Below are 24,205 nucleotides of genomic sequence, written 5' to 3' on the forward strand. Positions count from 1 at the left end.
CCTGGATCTTTATTTATTATATTATGAAGGCAGTCTTTTTATCATTTTTCTTTGTGCTATCGGGCTTGGTAGCAAGTGCACAGGGAACAGCCAAAGAAGGAACTCCTGCAACAGATAACTTAGCCAGGCAATTCAATAACCTGAAGGCTAATTCTAACTCCTACACGGAGAACAACAGAACGTATAAGGTCGTGAATGTTGCCTCGCTCGATTCCTTCTGGAAAAGTGTGCAGGAGACGATTGCGGCAAGAGAGCAAAACCTGAAACAAGCGGGCGTGCAAACAGAGCAAGACCTGGCGCAGGCGAAGGACAGCATTGCAGCACAGCAGGAGCAACTACAGGCACTAAAACAGCAGTATGCGGCCAAAGAACAGGAGGTACAGCAAAATGCCCATGATGTTGCCAATCTCTCTGTTTTAGGGATAGATATGGAGAAGCAAACGTATGTTATCCTGAGTTTTGTGGTCATCATCACGCTGCTTATCCTGCTGGGTATTTTCCTGTTGCAGTACAAAAGCAGCAAAAACGTAGCTGTAGAAAAGCGTAGAGCCTATGATGAAGTAAACCAGGAGTACGATGAGTATAAAAAAGGCGCCCGCGAAAAAGAACTTAAGCTGAAAAGAGAGCTTCAGACGGAGATGAACAGAATAGAAGATTTGAATCAGCAAATCGCTGCTCTGAAAAAGCAGTCTCACGTGTAAGGGGGCAGTTTACCTGCCAGCTTCATACTTAGAACTAAAGCCCTGTGCCGTTATTGGTGTTTTCACCGGTAACGGCACAGGGCGTTTAGGAGCATATACAACAGCAGCGTAAAAGAAAAAACATGCCAGCAGTGAACAAGTCTATTGATCTCCTGCACATCCAGGACAAACATCACCCGGCTGTCTCTGCTCTCCAAAACATCTATGAAGCAGCATTCCCTGCTGAGGAGCGGCGGGAGTTCTCTCAATTGCTCACGCTCCTCCATCAGCCAGACATGTTTTTGTATATGATCGCCTCTGCCAAAGAGGTAGCCGGACTGTGCATTTACTGGCAGTTAGAGGGTTTCTATTTCCTGGAGCATTTAGCTATTGATCCTGCTCACCAGGGGCATGGGCTGGGAAAGCACGTGACACAATGGCTACTGACCCGGAGCAGCACAAAGCTTGTGCTGGAAGTGGAGCGTCCGGTAGATGAAACCAGTCAAAGACGAATCCGCTTCTATCAGGATCTGCATGGCTTTACCCTCCATAACACCTTCGATTACCACCAGCCACCTTATCAGAGAGGAGGGCAGCCAGTGCCATTGTACCTTATGTCGGCAGAACCTATAGCCGATGCAGCTGAACTAGTGCAGGTTGCCAGCCACATAAAACAGCAGGTGTATGAGCGGTTTCACTAATAGAAGCTGTTGACAATCAATTTACATACAATCACATCTATATTTTAAATTAAAAAAAGGCGGCTAATTGCTCTTTGTGCTCCGACGACAAAAGCTTATATTGTGCCTCAGAAGCAGGTTTATATTGGCCTGATATACTGACACAACCAGAAATCCACTATCCCTTACATGGCTCAATTTTCCATCCGGCAGACCGTAAAAGAAGAGCTGCATACGCCTCTTTCGCTCCACCAGCTGCACCAGCAGATTCGGGAAGAGCTGGAAATGGCATTTCCGGATAGCTATTGGGTGGTGGCAGAGGTGGCACAGGTATCTGCTGACCGTCGCAAAGGCCACTGCTACCTTACCTTGGTAGACAAAGGCGATGATGCACGGCAGATGCTCGCGCAGGCCCGCGCTACTATCTGGAGTTCCCGGTACCAGATGCTGGGCCGCTACTTTGAGGAGAAGACGGGGCAACCGCTCAAGGCGGGCCTTAAAGTTCTTTTCCAGGCAACAGTGCGCTTCCATGAGTTGTACGGCCTGAGCCTCGACATTGTCAACATCGACCCGAATTATACCATCGGAGACCTGGCACGGCAACGGCAGGAAACGTTGAAACGGCTGGAGGCAGAAGGGTTGATAGAGGCCAACAAAGCCCTGGAGCTAGACCTGGTGCCACAGCGGTTGGCGGTCATCTCGTCGGCCACAGCAGCGGGCTACCAGGATTTTATTCATCAGCTGCAAAACAACAGCTTTGGCTACTCCTTCCATACAACACTTTTCCCGGCCAGCGTGCAGGGCAATGAGGCACCGGCCTCTGTAAAGCGCGCAATGGCCCTGGCAGGAAAACATAAAGACAGGTTTGATGCAATTATCATTATCAGGGGCGGAGGCTCACAGACCGACCTTAGCTGCTTCGATGACTACGCCATTGCCGCTGCTATAGGCCATTCCCCTCTCCCCGTGCTGACAGGCATTGGGCATGAGCGGGACGAGAGTATCTCTGACCTGATAGCGCATACGCGCTTAAAAACACCGACAGCCGTTGCTAATTTTCTAATCGACCGCTTTAGGTCAGCGGAAGAGTACAACGAAAGCCTGCTCGACAGTATCCGGATGTTCTCGGCACAGCAACTGAAAGTGACAGATGGTTTGCTGGAGCGTGTAAGCCTGCGCATCTCCAACCAGACAAAGGAACTGCTGCAAAAGAAAAGAGACACATTAGAGCTACTTTCGCGGGGGCTGCTGCTAAAGCCAAAGAACTATTTAGAGGTGCAAAAGCACCGTGTCTGTAACCTGGACAAGGATATCAGCGCCAATACAAAGGATTTACTGCACGAGCTTAAAACCTATCTGCAGGAGCTGTCTGTTTGTGTAGAGGGTAAGAGCCAGCGCTACCTGCACATGAAGGAGCAAGACCTGAAAACGCTGGTCCATTGTATTGAAACAGAAGCCAAAGACGGGCTGAAACAGGCGCAGCTTCGCTTCACGAAGAACAGCGACAAAGTTGCTTACTGCGCTCAAAAGAAGTTGCAGAACGAAAACCACCGCATGCGGATATTGGAAATGGGTATAGAGGCGAATAACCCGGAGCGTTTGCTCTTGCGTGGTTATACCTTAACGCTGGTGAATGGTAAAATCACTAAAAGTATTAAAGACATTAACAACGGAGACGTGATTGAGACGAAAATGCAGGACGGCACACTCCACAGTATGGTTGTAAACATTGACGAAGATGACAAATAAAGATCTAAAGAATTTAACGTATCGCGAGGCGACGCAGGAGTTGGAAGAAATTTTACGGGCTATTGAAAATGATTCCGTGGATGTAGATGAGCTGACCCAGAAAGTACAGCGTTCGTCGCAGTTAATCAAGCTCTGCAAAGAGAAACTACGTAGCGCTGAGAAGGCCATCGACCAGGTTTTTAACGAGGAAAATTGTGAGGCCCCTGCCCTGGATAAAGCGCAGGAAGGAAGAGCAGGAACTGCCAATGGAAACGGCTCATTATTTTAAACTTTGATTAAACCAAGCTATCGCAAAAGGCTGCTTTCTGTAGGAAGGCAGCCTTTTGTGCTTTTTACTTGTATCCATCATATAAATAGTCCCAGCGGGACGACCTGTTGATAGTTTCTTTTTAATGCTAAGTTCAAGCTCCAGCGGAGTGGCCTGTTAAGTCTCCCATACAGGCCGCTCCGCTGGAGCTCAAATGGTTGAATGCTTGGTTTCTATCTACAGGCCGTCCCGCTGGGACTTAAATTCTTTTATTAGAGAGAATAGCATGCGTTATAAATTATAGAGCTCCACTGCCATTGTACCTACACCAAAGGAATGTTGCGAATGAAGCCATGCATCAGGCTATGTGATGTAATCTGAACCTGCCGCTCGATAGAAAATCTTGCCTTTTGACAAGTAAACCGATGCGCATAGGTCAACTTAAAATCAATGGAGGCTTTCCAATTCCCAACATACCTTACAACAAAACGCCCTCTGCTACAGAGTTGTAACAGAGGGCGTTCTTTGTCAATGCAAGTTCTATTGATTGATTAATCAACCAGTCATCAGGGCACCAGGAGACTGTTCCTGCCTTCTTGTCTGCACCAATCTGTCCAGTGTCTGGCGGGCTTCCTCACAGGTATCCACATGGTACTTGGCTACTGAATAGGAGTTACCTACTTTCACAGTATAGGCTTCGCGCGGCATTGCTTTAAAAATATCCTCATCACCCCAATCATCGCCAATGGCTAACACGAATTTGTGCGGGAATTTGCTCAACCAATAGCTGGATGCTTTTCCTTTGTTTATTTCCTGCGCTTTTATCTCTACTGCCATCTGCCCATCCAGCACCTGAAGGTTACTGTTGGAGGCAATAAAATTCAGGTGGTTTACTAACTCACGGGCACGCAGCTCGCCAAGCCCGGTTTCTACGCGGCGGTAGTGCCACACCAGCGAATACTCCTTCTCTTCTATAAAGGAGGCTGGCGTACGGTCTACATACAAATCCAGAATCATCCGGATATCTTTCTTCCAGTCATCCAGCAGGCTTAGCATGGTTTGCCAGCCAGTGCCTCGCTGCTTTATCCAGACGCCGTGTTCTGCTATAATATCGATGTTCAGGTGCCCGAGCCAATCCTGCATAGTTGCTTTTTCGCGGCTGCTGACTACTACTACCCTGTTTTTCTTATTGCTGCTGAGGCGTTCCAGTAATTCCATCAGGTCATCATCCGGACGGGCCATCAGCGGGCGATTACGGTAATCAACTAAAGCACCATCGTACTCCAGGAAAAACAGGCGTGAGCTGGCAGAATCGTAGGCATCGTTCATTTCCTGGATCGTCGCATCGTCGAGGTAAGAAGTTGCCAGCGACAACTGCTTGATTTTGACGTATGACAGGCGGTCCATGAACATGCTCACCCAATGATGAATGTTATAGCGCTGCAGCGACTCCTGCATATTTTTCATGTGGGCAATTTGCTGCTCCTCTGGCATTGTGAGGGCGGTATTCAGCGCCTCTACCATCTGGTTTATATCATTCGGGTTGATAAGCAGGGCATCAGAAAGCTCTTTAGAGGCTCCTGCCATCTCACTGAGTATCAGCACTCCTTTCTGGTCTGATTTACTGGCGATGTATTCCTTACATACCAAATTCATCCCATCGCGCATAGGCGTTACCAGCGCTACATCGGCCATGCGATAGAAAGCGGAAAGCGTTTCGAGCGGATAAGAGCGGTAGAAGTACTGGATTGGGTTCCAGCTGATACGGCTGTACCTGCCATTAATACGGCCTACCAGTTCATCTATCTCCTCTTTCAGCTCTTTGTACTTCTCTACGGCATCACGACTTGGCACCACCAGCATGAGCAGCGTCACCCTTTCATGGAACTCCGGGTATTTCTCCAGGAACAGTTCAAAGGCTTTCAGGCGCTGTGCTATACCTTTGGAATAATCCAGCCTGTCGATGGAAAGTATCACCTTCTCTGCATTCAGGTTGCCCCGGTAAATCTGCTCCCGCTTCTGTACCTCCTCGGTGGCGGCTGTACTACTATACTTTTCGTAGTCTATTCCCATCGGAAACGAGTCTACAAGCAGAGAGCGGGAGTTGGTATTGATCCACCCGTGCATGCTACCGTATCCTACGATGCGGTTCACTGAGCTTAGGAAGTGGCGCATGTCATCGTAGGTGTGGAAGCCCACGAGGTCAGAGCCGAGCATACCTTCCAGCAGTTCTTTTCGCCATGGCAGTAAACGGAATATCTCGTAAGACGGGAACGGGATGTGCTGAAAGAAACCGATGGTACTGTTAGGAAGTCTTTCGCGCAACATAGACGGCAAGAGCAGGAGCTGGTAATCATGTACCCAAATGGTATCTTCCGGTCCGGCCTGTGCCACTACCGCATCGCAATATTTCTGATTCACCTCCACATAGGTTTCCCAAAGCTGTTGCTCATAGATGGCATACTGACTAAAATAGTGGAATGTAGGCCAAAGCGTTTCGTTGCTGAAGCCTTCGTAGAATTCCTTTATCTCAGTTTCAGTTAGAAAAACAGGGCTCATGCTCTCCTTCCGGATATCATCGGCGATGCGCTGTTGCTTCTTCGGATCGTCCACCACCATACCAGGCCATCCTATCCAAAGGTTATCCCCTTGTTTATAGATGGAACCAAGGCCCGTAGCAAGCCCGCCTTCACTTGTTTTGTAGAGTAACTCACCCTCCTTCTCTTGCAGTTTTACAGGAAGCCTGTTAGATACGATGATCAGTTTTGCCATTTTTCAGGTATGTTTATGCAGGCAGTTTAAGAAAGCGGTTGGGGAATATCAATGCTATCTTACAAGCCTATTTTTCGCGTTAATTTAGTTTCGGTCGGATACAATTACCTATTTATCCATACGCATAAAATATCATTTGTGTTGAGGTAATATATAAAAATAGCTATAATCAAGTCTCTTTCAAAGTATTTACAGCTTTTATTTGATAAAACATACCTTCATAGTCTAATCTGCAGTAGTATCGCGCTATCATATAAACCTCCGCTAGCTCTTAATCCGGTTTGTCCGGTTCTTGAAAATTTATAGAATAACGTGCCATATCAGCACAGCCTATGTTAACAAAGAAACTGCCCTTTTCTATTGACACTTTTATGGCGGCTTCATTTATTTTGCTGAGCTTTGAAGCTGTCCGGAAACCAGATGCCGACTCTTTGGCAACTGCCGGTGTAGGCCAGTATGGTAATTGACTTTACCGCACAGAGGCCTGTCCCTAACCTGCTGGCAGGGCTGCAGGTTAGAGTTGTAAAAACGGATACCTAAGTTCCGTGCACTGATGAGCACCGGTAGCTCTGGGATAAGTAGGGCCCTGCGCTGTCGGGTAGGCGAAAAGCTTCTGTTTGTACAACAGCACTACACCGTCGTTTTGTCTAAAGCACGTACTGAGTTTGTCGGGGATGTATTACCTGCGACAGTTGAGTTTATTAAAAACTATAAATAAAGAATGAGGTGCTACCTCCGCCTCCTGATGAAGAAATGAATTATTTTGAAGGAATCGATCCGGGAATAGTCGAGTGGGTCATCATACCCGCTCTTATTTTTCTGGCGCGCATCTGCGATGTAACTTTAGGCACGTTGCGGATTGTTTTTATCTCTAAAGGAGATAAAGTGATTGCACCCTTGCTTGGTTTTTTAGAAGTACTTATCTGGCTGATTGCTATTACGCAGGTGATGGAGAACCTGAGCAACGTGGCCTCTTACCTGGCTTGGGCCGGCGGGTTTGCCACAGGCAACTTTTTAGGCCTGCGGGTTGAGCAGAAGCTGGCACTAGGACAAGCAGTGGTGCGTGTGATTACGGTAGAGCCCGCAGATAAACTGATTGAGCAGCTAAAGGGACACGGTTATCGGCTTACCAGCGTGGATGCACGCGGCACGCGGGGCAAAGTAAACCTGCTATTCATGATCGTGAAGCGCAAAAAGCTGAATGACGTTATTGACATTATCCGAAATTATAACCCGCAGGCCTTTTATTCTATAGAAGACGTCCGCTCTGTTTCTGAAACCGAAACGTCACCTAATACTATAGAAGATGAAAACAAGAGCTTTCGAAAACTTTTTCCACTGCGCAAAGGAAAATAGTAAGACACTGATACGACGTCACAGGTAGTACGACGAAAAGAGCAAAACAAAAAGAGGCAGCGTGTAATTACGCTGCCTCTTTTTGTTTTGTAAAGTTTCTGAAGATACTTATACCTATCGCTGTATCTTAAAGAACACCACAGAAAGTGGTGGCAACTTCAGCGTTAGCGAGTAATCGCGCCCATGGAGCGGTTCATCAACCGTGCTGATAGGCCCGCTATTATGCTGATCGCTGCCTCCGTACCGGTTATCGTCGGAGTTAAATACCTGTACCCACTCACCTGCCTGCGGCACACCTAAACGATAATGATCGTGCATGGCCGGTGTAAAGTTACAAGCCACCAGCAACGTATCATCCGGGTTATCGCTCTTGCGCAGGAAGCTCATTACACTATTGTGGGCATCGTTATAATCAATCCACTCAAAGCCTTCCGGGCTAAAGCTGTGCGCATAAAGTGCAGGTTCCTGCTTATAGATAGCGTTCAGCTCGCGCAGCACCTCCTGTATGCCATGGTGGTATCCGTACTGAAGCAGGTGCCATTCCACACTGCTGTCATGGTTCCATTCGCTGCTCTGGCCTATTTCCGCCCCCATAAACAATAGTTTACCTCCCGGGTGCGCGTACATGTAAGCGTAGAGTGTGCGTAGGTTAGCAAATCGCTGCCACTCATCTCCAGGCATTTTCTGCAGAAGTGAACCCTTACCGTGCACAATTTCATCGTGTGAAAGCGGCAGCATAAACTTCTCCGAGAAAGCATACATCATACTGAAAGTAATCTCGCCCTGGTGGTATCTGCGATAGACAGGATCTTTGGAGAAGTAGTCGAGGGTATCGTGCATCCAACCCATCATCCACTTCATGTCAAAGCCAAGGCCCCCATGCTCTACCGGTGCTGTTACACCTGGCCATGCAGTAGATTCTTCTGCAATGGTTTTAACATCAGGAAAGCGTTCCCGCACAGCGTGGTTGAAATCCTTCAGCAAAGAGATGGCTTCGAGGTTCTCACGGCCGCCATATTCGTTCGGTATCCACTCTCCTTCTTTGCGGCTGTAGTCTAAGTACAGCATAGAGGCCACGGCATCCACACGCAACCCATCTGCATGGTACTTGTCTAACCAGAAAAGCGCATTACTTATCAGGAAAGAGCGTACCTCGTTACGGCCATAGTTAAAGATGTAACTGTTCCAGTCAGGGTGATAGCCCTTTCGCGGATCGGCATGCTCGAACAGGTGCGTACCATCAAAGTAAGCCAAGCCGTGCTCATCAGACGGGAAGTGCGAAGGCACCCAGTCCAGAATAACACCAATATCGTGCTGGTGTAGTACATCGATCAGGTACATCAGGTCTTGTGGCGAACCAAATGTGCTGGCCGGTGCAAAATATCCTGTTACCTGATATCCCCATGACCCATTGAAAGGGTGGAACATAATCGGCATCAGCTCTATGTGCGTAAAGCCCATATCCTTCACATAGGCAGGCAGTTCCTCAGCAAGTTCACGGTATGTGAGCGAACGGTTATCTTCTTCCGGTTTACGGCGCCAGGAGCCTAAATGCAGTTCATACACGCTGTATGGCTGTGCCTGATCAGCTATACTTTTGCGGCGATCCAGCCACTGCTGATCCTGCCAGTCATAATTCAGGTCTGAAACAACAGAGGCTGTTTGAGGTGGCCGCTCACGGCTGAAAGCAAAAGGATCGCTTTTCTCTACATGATACAGGTTGTAGCGCGACTTGATGTGGTATTTATACATCACTCCAGCCGACACGTCAGCCACAAAGCCTTCCCATATACCGGATTCATCCCCGCGCAGGTTTAGTTTATGGCTGTCGCGGCTCCACCCGTTAAAGTCCCCCATCACAGATACCTGCTCTGCATTGGGAGCCCAAACAGCGAAGTAGGTACCCTGTTTTCCGCCATGCTCCATAGAGTGCGAGCCCAGCTTATCATACAAATTATAGTGCCTGCCTTCTTTAAAGAGATAAATATCGAACTCTGATAACAAGCTGGCGTATTGCACTGCCGGTGATGATGTTTCTTCTGTGATGGTTTCCTCCTCTCTTGTTTGTGCTGCAGTGGATTGGTTTCCATTCCCTGCACTTATTTGTTCCTGGGCTGCCGATGTAGCAGAAGTTTCCGTTGCCGTTGCAGTTCTATCGGTGCCTTTTGTTTTCACTACAATGTTTTCCTGCACCGTATCGTTACCTGCAACAGGCACTACTACCTCTGAGTCTTCTACCGAAACCTCAGGTTTATTAGTCTTACTACCCCTTGAGGCAGTTTGAGGCGCAGCTCCTGTTTCTGATTTCTTTGGTCGGCCACGCTTCGCAGGCTTTGCTCCCTCCTCACCCGATGTAGCACCGGTTACAGGAGATCCCATTTCAGCCGCAGGGGCATCCGTTTTCTTCTTTCTGCCCCGCATTGCAGTAGTCCCCTCCTGGCTCTCACCAGCAGCGGATGCTGCTGGCTTACGGCCCCTTTTAGAGGTTGTCTTGTTTATATCCTGACCAGTATCCTGGCCGGTTGCTTGCGTTCTATTCGTGGTCTCGGTGGTTGTGCTTTCTTTTTTCTTAGCCATTCTTATACTTTTTCATGATGTACTTGATGCCTCTGATGGGGATGAGCACCCAATCCGGACGATTATTCAATTCATATCCAAGTTCGTAGATCGCCTTCTCTAACAGGAAGGTATGGATCAGCGTCTCGAAGTCTTCTTCTTTAGCCGGCACAATGCCAGAACCTCGGGTCTTACCCAAGTAATTATGCATAAAGAAGCCACTGGCGTATTGGTACCACTGCTCCGCCCATGTCTCCAGGTACTCCACGTCTTCACGACGCAGCCCCTCTTGTTGGAACATGGCACTGTAAGCGGCATAATGGAACGAGCGAATCATTCCAGCCACATCGCGCAGGGCAGAGCGCTTTAAGCGGCGCTCACTAAAGGAACGTGCCGGCTCTCCCTCAAAGTCGATGATGTAGAAGTCTTTACCAGTAAAGAGCACCTGCCCTAAGTGGTAATCGCCATGGGTTCTGATTTTCAGGGTATCAATTTTTCTGGCGAAAATCATCTTCAGGCGCTCCAGCACTTCTTCGCGCATGTTCAGCACTTCCTCGGCCTCTCCGCGCACGTTCTCCGGCAGGTTTGGCAGGTGTTTCTGCAAACTATCGAAGTTACTGCGCACCAACGAGGTCAGGGATGAATACAGGGAACGCTGGTAGTGCAGCGAAAACCCCTCCGGCACAAAATCCTTTTCATCGTCAACACTGCCAAGGGCCAGGTGCATTTCAGCGGTACGCAGGCCTAATAACTCTACCCGCTCTACATGGGCACCTCCTATCTGCATCTGCACTTCTTCCGGAATCTCGGAGAAGGCCTGCGGACGGGAAAGGGAACCGGCAGGCTGTTTTGCTTTAAGGCGCTCGTTCTGCGTCAGGATGCGCTCATAAAGGCGCTTGAGTGAATCTCCGATGTAGCTCCAGGCATCTCCCTGATTCGGCACCAGCTCCTGCAGCATTACCAGCACCATCGGCTGCTTACCAGATTCATGCTGCTCAATTGCCCCCAGGAAGCGCGGTGTGTTTGCGAAACCAACTTTCTCTGTCAGCATCTGCACTACCTCCACATCCGGGTTCATGGTTCTGTCCAGCTTGCGGTATACTTTCAGGAAGAGCGAATTATCGAAGATAATTGAAGTATTGCTTTGCTCTGCTGCCAGTATTTTAGAGGTGAGGGGTTCTTCGGCTTTACGAAGGTCTGATGCCACACTCTTGTTGCTGTAACCAACAAGCTCCGCGTCATCCTGCTTAACTCGCTTCTTCTTCACCATCATCTGCAAGAGACTTTGGCGGAACTCATCACTGAAGAGGGCGTCGTACAGAATACCTTCTTTGCCATCAATAGCGACACGGGCAATCACACTTGTCGGTGAATCGCTGCGCAGCTCTTCCTCCTCCTCGCCAGTGGCAAAGGCTATAGGCAGCTGGTACAACTCCGGCAGTCCCTCGTTGTAGTTCACTTCAATAAAGAGCATCGAGGCGCCTGTCTTGCCGAGTGGCATCGGCATGTTGTTAATAACCTGCATGCGCTGCACCGTACGGGCTTTGCCTCCAAACCAGCGGCGCTTTAACACGTAAGGCGGCAATATTTCAGCATCCAGTGTTTTCAGTGTCTTAGCATCCAGTGCCGCTTTTAAAGAACCTATGCGTGTTGCCTTCTGCTGCCCATCCGAATCTTCAGCCACTTCCTGCGGCTGTAACTCCATCCAGTAGTAACCGTGACCACTAATGGTGAACAGGTACTCTTCTTCTTTGATATTAGGAAATTTGTTTTTGCTGAATACCTCTACCGGGGTGCGGCCCTTATAATCGTGCAAGTCCAGTTCTACCGCCTCCGGGAAGCGTGAAAGATTTGCTATCACAAGGATGGTCTCGTTCTCATACTCCCTGACAAATGCCAGCACTTTTGAATTGTTAGGCGACAGAAATTTGATGGTACCGCGGCCAAAGGCTTTGTAGCGCTTGCGCATGTTGATGATGCGGCGCATCCACCAAAGTAACGAGTTGGCATTGTGGGTCTGCGTGTCAACGTTTATTGACTCATACTTATATTCCGGGTCAATGATAACAGGCAGGTACAGGCGCTGTGGGTTTGCAGAAGAGAATCCTGCGTTGCGGTCTTCGTTCCACTGCATCGGCGTGCGTACGCCATCGCGGTCACCGAGATAATAGTTATCACCCATGCCAATCTCATCACCATAGTATACCACCGGTGTACCGCGCATCGAGAAGAGCAGCACGTTCATGAGCTCAATCTTGTTGCGGTCGTTGCCCAGCAGCGGGGCCAGGCGGTGACGGATACCTAAGTTGATGCGTGCCATCGGGTCTTTGGTGTAGACCTTATACATATAGTCACGCTCCTCGTCGGTTACCATTTCCAGCGTCAGCTCATCGTGGTTTCGCAGGAACATGGCCCACTGGCAACTTTCCGGTATAGCCGGTGTCTGGTTATAGATATCTATAATCGGGTAGCGGTCCTCCATCTTCACCGACATAAACAGGCGCGGCATAATAGGGAAGTGGTAATTCATATGGCACTCATCGCCATCGCCGAAGTAAGCGGCAGAATCTTCCGGCCACATGTTCGCCTCTGCGAGCAGCAGCTTTCCTTCGTGCTTACTATCCACGTGCGCGCGCAGCTTTTTCAGGAAATCGTGTGTTTCCGGCAGGTTCTCACCATTGGTGCCCTCGCGCTCGAACAGGTAAGGAACCGCATCCAGGCGGAAGCCGTCCACTCCTAAATCAAACCAGTAGTCCAACACTTTAAACACCTCTTTCTGCACCTCCGGGTTATCGTAATTCAAATCCGGCTGATGCGAGAAGAAACGGTGCCAGTAATACTGCTGTGCTACCGGGTCCCAGGTCCAGTTGCTTTGTTCCGTATCAGTGAAAATGATGCGGACATCTTTCCATTGCGTGTTATCATCGGTCCAGACGTAGAAGTCTCTGTGTTTCGATCCTTTCTTTGCTTTTCGGGCGCGTTGGAACCACGGGTGTTGATCAGAAGTGTGGTTAATAACCAGCTCTGTAATCACCTTCAGACCCCGGCGATGCGCTTCTTTCACGAAAAGCTTGAAGTCCTGCATGTTGCCGTAAGATGGGTTGATGCCTAAATAATCAGCAATATCATAACCATCGTCGCGGAGAGGTGAAGGATAAAAGGGCAGCAGCCAGATAGCTGTTACGCCTAAGTCTTCTAAGTAATCCAGCTTCTGCATCAGGCCTTTAAAGTCGCCGATACCGTCGCCGTTTCCATCTTTAAAAGCTTTAATGTGCAGCTCATAAATGATGGCGTCTTTGTACCAATGGATGTTGTCGTCTAACAGTTCTTTTTCGTCTGCCATATTTTGTGGTGAAAAGGGTTCTTTTTTTAGTTGGTTTAAGGTAACCGGTTATTTTTATAAGTTGTGGCCTGCGCTGGTTTCTTCGATGCGCAGAACGTGCACCGGCATTTCATGCGGGCGCAGTTCAACATAATTCCACTCGTCTGTCCAGGTGTATTTTCGTTCAGTTAAGAGATCGTGCACCACGTATTGCCCATTGCCCATTTTCAGGTCAGCGAGCGGCACCTGCACCCAGCCTGCCTGTGTGTTATACGGGTCAAGGTTAACCACAACAATGATTTTGTTGCTGAAGTCGCTGCTCCACTTGGCATAGCACAGGAATGCCGGGTTATCGGTTCCTCCGAAGGCAATGTTCCAGGTTGTCTGCAGTGCCGTGTTTACTTTGCGTGCCCTGTTAATCATAGTAATCACCTCCCGGGTTTTGGTCAGTTTACCCCAGTCCCAGTGCTTGACTTCATATTTCTCAGAGTTAAGGTACTCTTCCTTTCCGGGTACAGGCGTGGCTATATTAAACTCGTACACCGGGCCGTACAAACCGTAGTTAGAGGACATGGTGGCCGCCATTACGACACGTGTGATGTGTGCCGCCTCGCCCCCTTCCTGCAGCGCAGGTGGATTGATATCCGGGGTATTCGGCCAGAAGTTCGGTCTGAAGTACTCGCGCATCTCCGTCTTTGTGAGCTCCTGCATGTACTCTTTCAGTTCCTCGGCAGAGTTGCGCCATGTATAGTAGGTATACGATTGCGTGAACCCACCTTTTGCTAAGCGCTCCATCACGCGTGGGCGGGTGAAGGCCTCTGCCAGGAAGATGACTTCCGGATGATCTTTATGTATATCTTCAATTACCCAGTCCCAGAAAGCGAAAGCCTTTGTATGTGGGTTATCTACCCTGAATATGACAACACCCTGGTCAATCCAGTGCTGCAGCACCCGGCGCAGTTCCTGCCACAGGTTCTGCCAGTCTTCTGTCTCGAAGTTGACAGGCAGTACGTCCTGGTACTTTTTAGGTGGGTTCTCGGCATATTGCACGGTTCCGTCCGGGCGCCACTTAAACCACTGCGGGTGCTCTTTTACATAAGGATGGTCCTGGGAACATTGAATGGCAAAATCAAGCGCGATCTCTATACCATGCTCCTTTGCCTGCTGCACAAAATGCCTGAAATCATCAAGCGTACCCAGTTCCGGCAAAATTGCATCGTGGCCTCCCTCAGCAGCACCAATTGCCCACGGAGATCCGGGTTCACCTGGCTGAGCGGAAGGATTATTGTTTTTACCTTTTCTGAAAGCATGCCCTATCGGGTGGATAGGTGGCAGGTAAATGGTATCGAAGCCCATTTCGGCAATGCGGGGAAGCAGTCGTTCACAGTCTTTAAAAGTACCATGCTGCCCGGCCAGTGGCGAAGCGGACCTCGGGAAGAATTCGTACCAGGCACTAAATAGGGCTTTCTTCCGCTCTACGTCCAGTTGCAACCGCTTGTCATACGTCGTCACATTCTCCCGCTCGCCGGTAGTGCTCATCAGGTCTGAGATCTCTTTGCCTGTAGCAAGCGCCACGGCATCGGCATGGTTGGGGTTGTGGCGCAGCTGGTGTGCTACACTGTACAGTGGCTCCTGCTGACTAGCCTCTGCGGGGGCAGCGGTTTCTTCTATCATCTGCGCCCCAATCTGCAACTCCACTGTTATATCCTGGCCCGCCTCAAACTTTTTCTTAAGGCCTTTCTGCCAGGTATAAAAATGATCTACCCACCCTTCTATGGTATACTCATAGCGCCCCATGGTATCGGGGGTAAAAGTGGCCTGCCAGTGGTCGTTCCCCAGGAATTCCATTGGAACGGCTGTCCATTCTTCTGAGTCTGTGTTGCTGGTGTTGCGGTATATCAGTTGCGCTTTTACTTCATCATGCCCATCACCAAAGATGTCGGCTGTCACTGTCATCTCCTCTCCCACTACCCGTTTGGCGGGGAATTTTCCGCAGTTTATTTCTGGTTTTATTTTTTCAATTATAATGCGTTTGGTTCCTGCAAGATGTTCCATGTAGTAGTCTGTGTAGTAGTTCTATTTTGTCACTTACTAGTTACTGTGCTCAGATAAATAGGTTACGGACAATATTCTATATTAGCAAATATCACCCGTAACTGCACCCATACCTATAGCCAATGTAGCAAAAAGCTTATCTTCAGGCACCTATCTTTTCACCAAAAGGTATAACCTTAAGCCCGTGAAGCAAGTTAATACGAGCTGTGAAAATCCATTACTTTTATGTCAATATTAAGAAAAATTGGAGCAGATTACACCCCAGGCAGAGGAACTACCTTTACCGTGTGGGCACCGGAGGTGGAGCAGGTAGAGGTATCGCTTCATACTCCAAATAAAAAAAGGCTAAAACTACAACGTGAGGCTTTCGGTTACTGGACGGCTCTGGCAGAGGACGCCGGCCCTGGTACACGCTATATGTTTACTTTGAACGGGGAGAAAGAGAGGCCGGATCCCGCCTCTCTCTTTCAGCCTGATGACGTGCATAAAGCTTCTGCCGTGATAGACCACAGCCACTTTAACTGGACAGATAAAAACTGGAAGGGGCTACCCCTGGAGCAGCTGATTATTTATGAGCTGCACGTAGGCACTTTTACAGAGGAAGGTACTTTTGAAGCCATCATCCAAAAAATTCCGGAGCTGAAAGACTTGGGTATCACGGCCATCGAGATAATGCCGGTGGCCCAGTTCCCTGGCAACCGTAACTGGGGCTACGACGGTGTTTACCCCTTCGCCACGCAGGAGTCTTACGGAGGTCCGGAGGGTTTGAAAAAACTCGTGAACGCCTGCCATGAGCAGGAGATTTCTGTGGTGCTGGATGTGGTGTACAACCACATGGGCCCGGAGGGAAATTACCTCAACGACTACGGCCCGTACTTTACAGACAAGTACCACACGCCCTGGGGAAATGCGCTTAATTTTGACGATGCCCACTCTGACCACGTCCGCAATTTCTTCTTCCAAAACGCGCTGATGTGGCTCCGTGATTTCCATATAGATGCCCTGCGGCTTGATGCCGTACATGCAATTTACGACACCGGCGCCAAGCATTTTCTGCAGGAGCTACGCGAACATGTAAACCAGCTGGAAGAGCAGGAAGGCCGCAACTATATACTCACGGCAGAGACCGACCTGAGCGATGTGCGCCTGATTAACCCGATTGAAAAAGGAGGTTATGGCCTGGATGCGCAGTGGTTTGATGACTACCATCACGTCATCCACACACTCGTAACGGGTGAGCAGGAAGGTTACTACGAAGACTACGGCAAGCCCGAACAACTGAAAAAAGCGCTGGAGCATACCTTTGTCTACAATGGCCTTTATTCAGAGCACCGCAAGAAAACCCTTGGCACCGATGCCACCGCTAACCCGGCGCAGCAATTCGTGGTTTGTTCTCAAAACCACGACCAGGTCGGTAACCGCATGCTGGGTGAGCGCCTCACCCAGCTGGTATCTTTTGAGATGCTGAAAGCGGTGGCTGGTTTGGTACTGCTCTCGCCTTATGTGCCGATGCTGTTTATGGGAGAAGAGTATGGGGAGGAGAATCCTTTCCTGTACTTTGTAAGCCACACAGACAAGGACCTGGTGGAGGCTGTGCGGAAAGGAAGGAAAGCGGAATTTGCCTACTTTGCCTCGAAAGGGGAAGCGCCTGACCCGCAAAGCGAGGAAACCTTTAACAGGTCTAAACTGCAGCGGAGTTATACGTCTAATGAGAAGCAAAAGCAACTGCGGGAGTTTTATAAACAGCTGATACAGCTGCGCAAGACCGCCCCTGCCCTGGCCAAGCCGGACAAGCCGAACATGGAGGTAAACCTGGAGGAAGAGAAACTTGTGCTGCACCTCATCCATAAAGGGGCGGCACCTAATCTATACTGTATATTTAACATAAGTAATCAACCACAGGAAACAGCACTAGTGAATACAACAACAGCAGGAGGAAACTGGAAGCCGATTCTGAACTCAGCCGATACGGCCTGGGGCGGCGGCGGCACAGGCAACGGGGAAGTATTGAAAGCAGAAGCCTCTTTGAGCCTTCCGCCAGCGTCTGTGCTCATCCTTGAACAACAAAGATAAATGAACCGCTACATCTGCATACACGGGCACTTTTACCAGCCCCCACGCGAAAACCCCTGGCTGAACGAGGTAGAACTGCAGGAATCCGCTTCCCCGTACCATGACTGGAACGAGCGGATAACGGACGAGTGCTATGCCCGCAACTCCGCTTCCCGCATCCTCGACGGGAAAGGAAAGATTGAGGATATTATCAACAACTACGCCTACATCAGCTTTAACTTCGGGCCAACATTGCTGGAGTGGATGCAGAAGAAAGAGCCCGGGACGTACCAGGCCATACTGGAGGCCGACATAGAAAGCAGGGAACGCTTCTCGGGGCATGGCTCGGCTATGGCGCAGGTATACAATCACATCATTATGCCGCTGGCCAATGACCGCGATAAGCAGACACAGGTTATCTGGGGCATCTATGATTTTGAAAAACGCTTTGGCCGTAAACCTGAAGGCATGTGGCTGGCAGAAACAGCTGCTGACACCCCTACCCTCGAGGTGCTGGCAGCAAATGGCATTAAGTTCACCATCCTGTCGCCGTACCAGGCAAAGCGTTACCGCCGTGTTGGGGAAAAGGAATGGCACAATGCCATAGGAGCCAATATTGATCCGCGGCGGCCCTACCTTTGCAAGTTACCCTCGGGCAAAGAAATCGTGCTGTTTTTTTACGATGCCCCGGTTTCACAGGGTATTGCCTTTGAGCGGCTGCTAAACCGTGGAGAAGATCTGGCAAACCGCCTGGTAGGCGCGCTCGATGTGAGAAGAAACGAACCACAGCTGATGCACATTGCCACGGATGGCGAAACCTATGGCCACCACCACCGCTTTGGAGAGATGGCCCTCTCCTACGCGCTTGAACACATTGAGGCAAAAGAGTATGCAAAGATCACAGTATATGGGGAATTCCTGGAAAAGTTTCCGCCGCAGTATGAGGCAGAAATCCTAGAGCAAACCTCCTGGAGCTGTGCCCACGGCGTAGAACGCTGGCAGAGTAACTGCGGCTGTAATACAGGCGCCAATAATGGCTGGGATCAGCAGTGGCGCGGTCCTCTCCGGAAAGCCTTTGACTGGCTCCGCGACCAGCTTACGCCGCTCTTTGAACAGGAGATGAAAAAGCTGGGAGCAGCGCCATGGACCACCCGAAATGATTACATACAAGTTATCATGGATCGCTCAGAGCAGAATGTGGCTGCGTTTATTCAAAGCCATACCACACGCGAACTGAGCCAGCAGGAGAAGGTGCGTTTTCTGAAGCTGCTGGAGATGCAGTACCATACCCTGCTGATGTATACCAGTTGCGGTTGGTTCTTCGACGAGGTGACAGGCATAGAAACGGTGCAGGATATTTATTATGCAGCCAGAGCCATTCAGCTGGCACACAGTGTTAGCGGGCAGGACTATGAGCGACCATTCGTCAAGCTGCTGGGGCAGGCAAAGAGCAATCACAAAGACATGGGAGATGCAGCACAAGCCTACCTCAACTCAGTAAAGCCAACCATCATCAACCTGCTGCGGGTGGGTGCGCATTACGCTGTATCATCGCTCTTTGCAGAACATACAAAAGAGGTGGAGCTATACAGTTACAGGGCAACATCGCTGGAGTACGAACAGATGTCAGCCGGACGGCAGAAGCTGGCAGTTGGCCGTGCCAATATCCGCTCTATGGTTACCTGGGAGGAAGAGGTTATTACTTTCGGCGTGCTGCACCTCGGCGACCACCAGCTGTTTGGCGGCGTGCGTGAGTCTATGACTTCTGAAAATTATGCTAACCTGACAAGGGAGTTACGTATAGCCTTTGAGCGCGGAAACGTGAGCGAGGTAATTATGCTGTTAGACAAACACTTTGAATCCCATAGCTATTCCTTCTGGCACTTATTTAAAGATGACCAGAAGAAAATACTGGATCAAGTGCTGGAAAATGCCATGCAAAACGTGGAGAGTAATTTTCAGCAGCTTTTCGACAACAACTACCCCCTGATATCCGCCATCAAAACCTTGGGAATGAAACTGCCGGAACCACTGCAAACAACTGTAGAGTATATTGTAAACACTAAACTGCTACATGAGTTTGATTCAGAATTCCCTAATACAACGGAGATAAAACGGCTCCTGGAGGAAGCGAAGCGCATGAAGGTAAAACTAAGCTATACCTCCCTCGAGTTTGCCTTGTCGCACCGGGCAAGTCAGCTAATAAAGTATGTACAGGAGCACCCTAGCGATCTGCGTAAAATGCAGCTTTTGATTGATTTACTCGACGTACTGGAAAGCTCAAAATTAGAGGGCGATTACTGGCAGGCACAGAACATTGCTTTCCGGATGCAACAAACTATATATAAGAAGTACCTGGAGCACAGCGAACGTGGCGATAAAGAGGCCGCAGCATGGATTGAGAAGTTCGATGTGCTTTGTTCAAACCTAAATCTGAAAACAACACAACATGGTATACATTCCAGCAGCCACTTACAGGCTACAAATATCGCCTAAATTTACGTTTAAACAAGTGCGGGAGATTATCCCCTACCTGCACGAGTTGGGCATCAGCACGGTTTACTCGGCTCCTTTTTTCTGCTCCCGCCCCGGCAGCGAGCACGGCTACGACGTAACCGCCCCTTACGACATCAACCCTGATGTTGGCACCAAGCAGGAGCTAAAGCAAATTGCCTCGGAACTGAAAGAAAGGAACATGGGTTGGCTGCAGGACATTGTGCCCAACCACATGGCTTACCATCCCGGAAATGTGTGGCTGATGGATGTGCTGGAAAAAGGCCCGCAGTCTCATTTCTACACCTTCTTCGACATCGATTTTCACCACCCGGACTTTGCAGGCCAGGTGATGGTTCCTTTTTTGGGGGATTCCTTAGAAGAGGTACTCAGGCAAAACCAATTGCAGCTCAAGCTTACAGACAAAGGCCTCACTGTCAACTACTACGACAGCGCCTATCCCTTAAGTATATCCAGCTACAGAACGCTTTTGAAGGAGATACAGCCGGTTGCGGGAGAACCGGATATAAGTAACCTGGTACAGCAGTTCCTCAACGACCTGGCTTTGTTCGAATCAGAAGAAAGCATCTCCCCTGCCGCCTGGAATAACTTTAAAAAGAAGCTTCACAGCAATGCGCAGCTCAGGCAGGAACTGGAGGGGATGGTGCAAAGCATGAACAACGACAATGGAAAACTGCAGCAGCTACTCCAGCAGCAGCACTATATCCTATGTCACTGGCAGGAAACAGAGAAGCGCATCAATTTCCGCCGCTTCTTTACCGTGAACGACCTGATCTGCCTGCGCATGGAGCACCCGGAGGTGTTTGAGCAGTATCACCAGTTTATAAAACAACTGGTAGACCAGGGGCTGCTGCAGGGCCTGCGGGTAGACCACGTGGATGGCCTCTTCGACCCAACCACTTACCTGAAGCGCCTGCGGAAGCTGGCTGGCCCCGATGCTTATCTCGTGGTAGAAAAAATATTGGAGGGCGAGGAGCAGTTACCGGAACGCTGGCCAATTGAGGGCAACAGCGGCTACGACTTTCTGGCGTGGGTGAGCAACCTCTATACCTCTGGTTCCGGCCGTCGAAAGCTGACACAAACTTATAGTAAGCTGGTGCCAAGTGCCGCCAAAGTCTATGAGGAGCTGGTGTTTGAAAAGAAGATGTTCATTCTGAAAGACCAGATGCAGGGCGAGTTGCAGAACCTGATGCGCCTGTTGCAGGAGCGCCACCTGATACCGCTTGACCCGGAGGAGGAATGGCGAAAGGCGCTGGCAATATTGCTGTGTGCCTGGCCGGTTTACTGTATCTATGGCAACCGCCTGCCGCTGTCTAAGGACGAAATGCAGGTGGTGGATAAGGCCTTTGAGGAGGCCCATACGCAGGCCCCGGAACTGCAGGAGTATTTTCAGGAGCTGCACAAACTCTTTACATTAGAGCCCGGCGATACAGAGCAGACGACGCATGACAAGCTGTACTTTGTGATGCGGAGCCAGCAATATACGGGGCCGCTTGCCGCCAAAGGCGTGGAGGATACCACCTTCTATAACTATAACCGCCTGATCTCCCTCAACGAAGTTGGCAACAGCCCGGATATTTTCCACCTCAACGACGATGAGTTTCATGAGCGCATGCTGTACCGCCAGCGGGTGTACCCGCACTCCATCAACGCCACGGCTACCCACGACACTAAGCGTGGTGAGGGTGCCCGTATCCGCCTGAACGTGCTAAGCGAACTCCCGGACGAGTGGGAAAGAAATGTGCAGGATTGGATTGAGAGAAGTAAAAAGTATACCACTAAACCGAGCATCAACGACCTCTATTTCTTTTTCCAGACGCTCATTGGCGTACTGCCGCTGAATGGCCAGGCTGATGAGTCGATTGTGGAGCGGGTGCAGGAATACCTGCAAAAGGCACTGCGGGAGGCAAAAGTCAAAACTGGTTGGTCGGAGCCGAACGAAGGGTATGAGCAGGCCATGATGGACCTGGTGCAGCAGCTGTTGCTCGACGATAAAGATTTCATGGATACTTTCCGGCCTTTCTTCCAGAAGGTATCACACTACGGCTGGGTTTACGCACTCTGCCAGGCCTTGCTGAAAGTAACCTGCCCCGGTGTGCCCGATATTTACCAGAGCTGTGAACTGTGGGACCTGAGCCTCGTAGACCCCGACAACCGACGACCTGTAGACTACGAACTACGCCAGCAGTACCTGACGGAGTTAAAAGAACAGGAGCAGAAAGACCCGGAAGGCCTGCACCAGCAACTGCTTCAGAATCCCGACGACGGAAAAGTGAAACTATACCTGCTGTACAAGGTGCTGAACAAGCGCCGCGATTTGCAGCCGCTGTTCAACTTCGGGGATTATGTACCGCTCCATGTGCAGGGAACACACAAGCACCGTATCCTGGCATTTGCCCGCCACCATGAGGGGCAGTGGGGCGTGGTGGTGGTACCGCTTCTACTCGTAAACCTCATTGGCGAACACGAATTACCAATAGGGGAAGAAGTTTGGGAAGACACCGCTATCGCGCTGCCTGAAGGAGCACCGGTAGCCTGGCAGCACGTACTTGGAAAAGGCACGCTGCAGGCAGAAGAGAATATACTGCCCTTAGCCGGTGTACTAAAAACATTCCCGGTAGCATTTTTAACCGCAACAAATACTTTATGATCATATCAAAACGAAGTGCAGGCCTTTTACTGCATATTACCTCTCTCCCCTCCCGCTTCGGCATCGGGGATTTAGGGCCGGAAGCCTATCATTTTGCTGACCTGTTAGAAGAAGCAGGCCAGCGTTACTGGCAGATACTCCCGCTCAACCCAACCGAAGGCGGCTACGGCCACTCCCCCTACAGCAGCCACTCTGCCTTTGCGGGAAACCCGCTGCTCATCAGCCCTGAGCTGCTCGTGCAGGATGGTTTGCTACAAAAAAGCGACCTTGAAACAGATGAGGAATTTAGAGAGGACCGGGTAGAGTACCCGAAGGTAGTTAAACTGAAGCTGAGGCTATGGCAGAAGGCTTTTGATAAATTTAATGAGACTGCCGACTCTGATTTGCAGCAGGAATACAAAGCCTTCATGCGCGAACAAAAAGCATGGTTACCGGACTTTGCACGGTTTGCTGCCTTCAAGAAACGCTTCGAAGGCAGAAGCTGGGTGGAGTGGCCCAAAGAAATAAAGCAGCACGAGGAGCATGCCGTAAAGGCCCTTGAAAAAGAGATGGAGGATGAGGTGCGGTTTGAGCAGTTCATGCAGTTCCTGTTTTACAGGCAATGGGAAGAGTTAAAGCAGTACTGCCACCAGAAAGACATTGCCTTTTTCGGGGACATGCCGTTTTACGTGAGCCACGACAGCGCCGATGTATGGCAGAACCCGGAGTATTTTAAGCTGGATAAGGAAGGTAACGCCACCGGGCTTTCCGGGGTGCCACCGGACTTCTTCAGCGAGACCGGGCAACTGTGGGGCACGCCGGTTTTTGATTGGAAAGAGCTGGCCAAACACAATTACGACTGGTGGATCCGCCGCATCGACCACAACCTGCGCCTGTTTGGGCTCTTGCGCCTCGACCATTTCCGCGCCTTCTCTGCCTACTGGGAAGTGCCTGCCGGGGAAGATACTGCCATGAACGGAAAGTGGAAGGAGTCACCGGGTGCCGAAATTCTGAGCCTTGTGCAGAAGAAATACCCTAAAATGCCGATTATCGCCGAAGACCTGGGCGAGATAGACCAGCCGGTGCGTGACCTGATGCAGGAGTACGATCTGCCGGGCATGCTGGTGCTGCTCTTTGCCTTTGTCTCGGATGAGAAAGCGTTTGAAGGATCCTTTATGCCGCACAACCATACCCGTAACAGCATTGTGTATACCGGCACCCACGACAACAGCACGGTAGTAGGCTGGTACCACGACGCAAAGAAAGGTGACAGGAAAGCCCTCAGCGACTACACTTTTCACGAGCTCTCGGAAGAAAATGTACATGAGGTGATGGGCCGATTGGCACTGGCTTCTGTAGCACAGCTGGCTGTGCTACCGGTGCAGGATGTGCTGGGACTTGGGAAGGAAGCCACTATGAACAAGCCCTCCACTTCGCGGGGAAATTGGGCATGGCGACTCAAGAAAGACCAGTTTACAAAAAAAAATGCGAAAGAATTATTAGAGTTAACAAAGCTCTACGGCAGATTTGTGGACAAGGAGGAATAGCATTAGCCTGTGAGTGCGTTTGCTATCTGCCGTAAAAATACCTATT

At 50.0% G+C, this 24,205-nt stretch carries 14 protein-coding genes; 10 read left to right on the top strand and 4 right to left on the bottom strand.

Annotation, left to right across the window (positions count from 1 at the left end):
* The first annotated feature begins 23 nt into the window (after window positions 1-23).
* The 4 genes from DXT99_RS11780 (at window position 24) to xseB (ending at window position 3,377) form a co-directional block, all read left to right on the top strand.
* Complete coding sequence (locus DXT99_RS11780) at window positions 24-701, top strand: hypothetical protein (RefSeq protein ID WP_115565755.1); 678 nt, start codon at window positions 24-26, stop codon at window positions 699-701.
* Between the two features lie 122 nt (window positions 702-823).
* Window positions 824-1,381 (top strand): GNAT family N-acetyltransferase, encoded by a 558-nt coding sequence (locus DXT99_RS11785; protein WP_115565756.1) that lies wholly within the window; start codon window positions 824-826, stop codon window positions 1,379-1,381.
* A 168-nt stretch (window positions 1,382-1,549) separates the two neighbouring features.
* Window positions 1,550-3,109 carry an exodeoxyribonuclease VII large subunit gene (xseA, locus tag DXT99_RS11790; RefSeq protein WP_115565757.1) on the top strand — a complete coding sequence of 520 codons (1,560 nt, stop codon included), beginning with the start codon at window positions 1,550-1,552 and terminating at the stop codon, window positions 3,107-3,109.
* The gene (gene xseB, locus DXT99_RS11795) at window positions 3,099-3,377 is read left to right on the top strand and encodes an exodeoxyribonuclease VII small subunit (protein ID WP_115565758.1); all 279 of its coding nucleotides are present in this window, start codon (window positions 3,099-3,101) and stop codon (window positions 3,375-3,377) included. Before xseA ends, xseB begins: the two co-directional genes overlap by 11 nt.
* Before the next feature lie 534 nt (window positions 3,378-3,911).
* Here the strand turns inward: xseB and DXT99_RS11800 are convergent.
* Window positions 3,912-6,128: a bifunctional alpha,alpha-trehalose-phosphate synthase (UDP-forming)/trehalose-phosphatase gene (locus tag DXT99_RS11800; RefSeq protein ID WP_115565759.1), complete on the bottom strand. Its 2,217-nt coding sequence runs from the start codon at window positions 6,126-6,128 to the stop codon at window positions 3,912-3,914.
* A gap of 332 nt (window positions 6,129-6,460) precedes the next feature.
* Here DXT99_RS11800 and DXT99_RS27715 point away from each other — a divergent pair, with 332 nt between their 5' ends.
* Entirely contained in the window at window positions 6,461-6,595 is a 135-nt protein-coding gene (locus DXT99_RS27715) for a hypothetical protein (RefSeq protein WP_262511360.1), read from the top strand.
* Between the two features lie 286 nt (window positions 6,596-6,881).
* On the top strand, window positions 6,882-7,484 hold the full coding sequence (locus DXT99_RS11805; protein ID WP_115565760.1) for a DUF2179 domain-containing protein: 603 nt from the start codon (window positions 6,882-6,884) through the stop codon (window positions 7,482-7,484).
* 114 nt (window positions 7,485-7,598) lie between these two features.
* Here the strand turns inward: DXT99_RS11805 and glgB are convergent, their stop codons facing one another.
* From glgB to DXT99_RS11820, 3 genes are read right to left on the bottom strand one after another with little or no spacing between them, the layout of a single operon-like run.
* Window positions 7,599-10,061, bottom strand: a complete 2,463-nt coding sequence (gene glgB / locus DXT99_RS11810; RefSeq protein WP_246000667.1) for a 1,4-alpha-glucan branching protein GlgB — start codon at window positions 10,059-10,061, stop codon at window positions 7,599-7,601.
* Complete coding sequence (gene treS, locus DXT99_RS11815; RefSeq protein WP_115565761.1) at window positions 10,054-13,383, bottom strand: maltose alpha-D-glucosyltransferase; 3,330 nt, start codon at window positions 13,381-13,383, stop codon at window positions 10,054-10,056. Before treS ends, glgB begins: the two co-directional genes overlap by 8 nt.
* A gap of 54 nt (window positions 13,384-13,437) precedes the next feature.
* On the bottom strand, window positions 13,438-15,417 hold the full coding sequence (locus DXT99_RS11820) for an alpha-1,4-glucan--maltose-1-phosphate maltosyltransferase (protein ID WP_115565762.1): 1,980 nt from the start codon (window positions 15,415-15,417) through the stop codon (window positions 13,438-13,440).
* Between the two features lie 225 nt (window positions 15,418-15,642).
* On the opposite strand from DXT99_RS11820, the gene treZ reads away from it, so the two are divergent.
* Genes treZ through malQ form a run of 4 tightly spaced genes read left to right on the top strand, consistent with a single transcriptional unit; the run spans window position 15,643 to window position 24,159 of the window.
* Window positions 15,643-17,490 carry a malto-oligosyltrehalose trehalohydrolase gene (treZ, locus tag DXT99_RS11825; RefSeq protein WP_115565763.1) on the top strand — a complete coding sequence of 616 codons (1,848 nt, stop codon included), beginning with the start codon at window positions 15,643-15,645 and terminating at the stop codon, window positions 17,488-17,490.
* Window positions 17,491-19,965 (top strand): DUF3536 domain-containing protein, encoded by a 2,475-nt coding sequence (locus DXT99_RS11830; protein ID WP_115565764.1) that lies wholly within the window; start codon window positions 17,491-17,493, stop codon window positions 19,963-19,965.
* Complete coding sequence (gene treY / locus DXT99_RS11835; RefSeq protein ID WP_115565765.1) at window positions 19,919-22,633, top strand: malto-oligosyltrehalose synthase; 2,715 nt, start codon at window positions 19,919-19,921, stop codon at window positions 22,631-22,633. The genes DXT99_RS11830 and treY overlap by 47 nt, the downstream gene beginning before the upstream one ends.
* On the top strand, window positions 22,630-24,159 hold the full coding sequence (gene malQ / locus DXT99_RS11840; protein WP_115565766.1) for a 4-alpha-glucanotransferase: 1,530 nt from the start codon (window positions 22,630-22,632) through the stop codon (window positions 24,157-24,159). Before treY ends, malQ begins: the two co-directional genes overlap by 4 nt.
* The last annotated feature ends 46 nt before the right edge of the window (window positions 24,160-24,205 follow it).

Origin of the sequence: Pontibacter diazotrophicus, from assembly GCF_003367245.1 — a bacterium.
GTDB lineage: Bacteria > Bacteroidota > Bacteroidia > Cytophagales > Hymenobacteraceae > Pontibacter > Pontibacter diazotrophicus.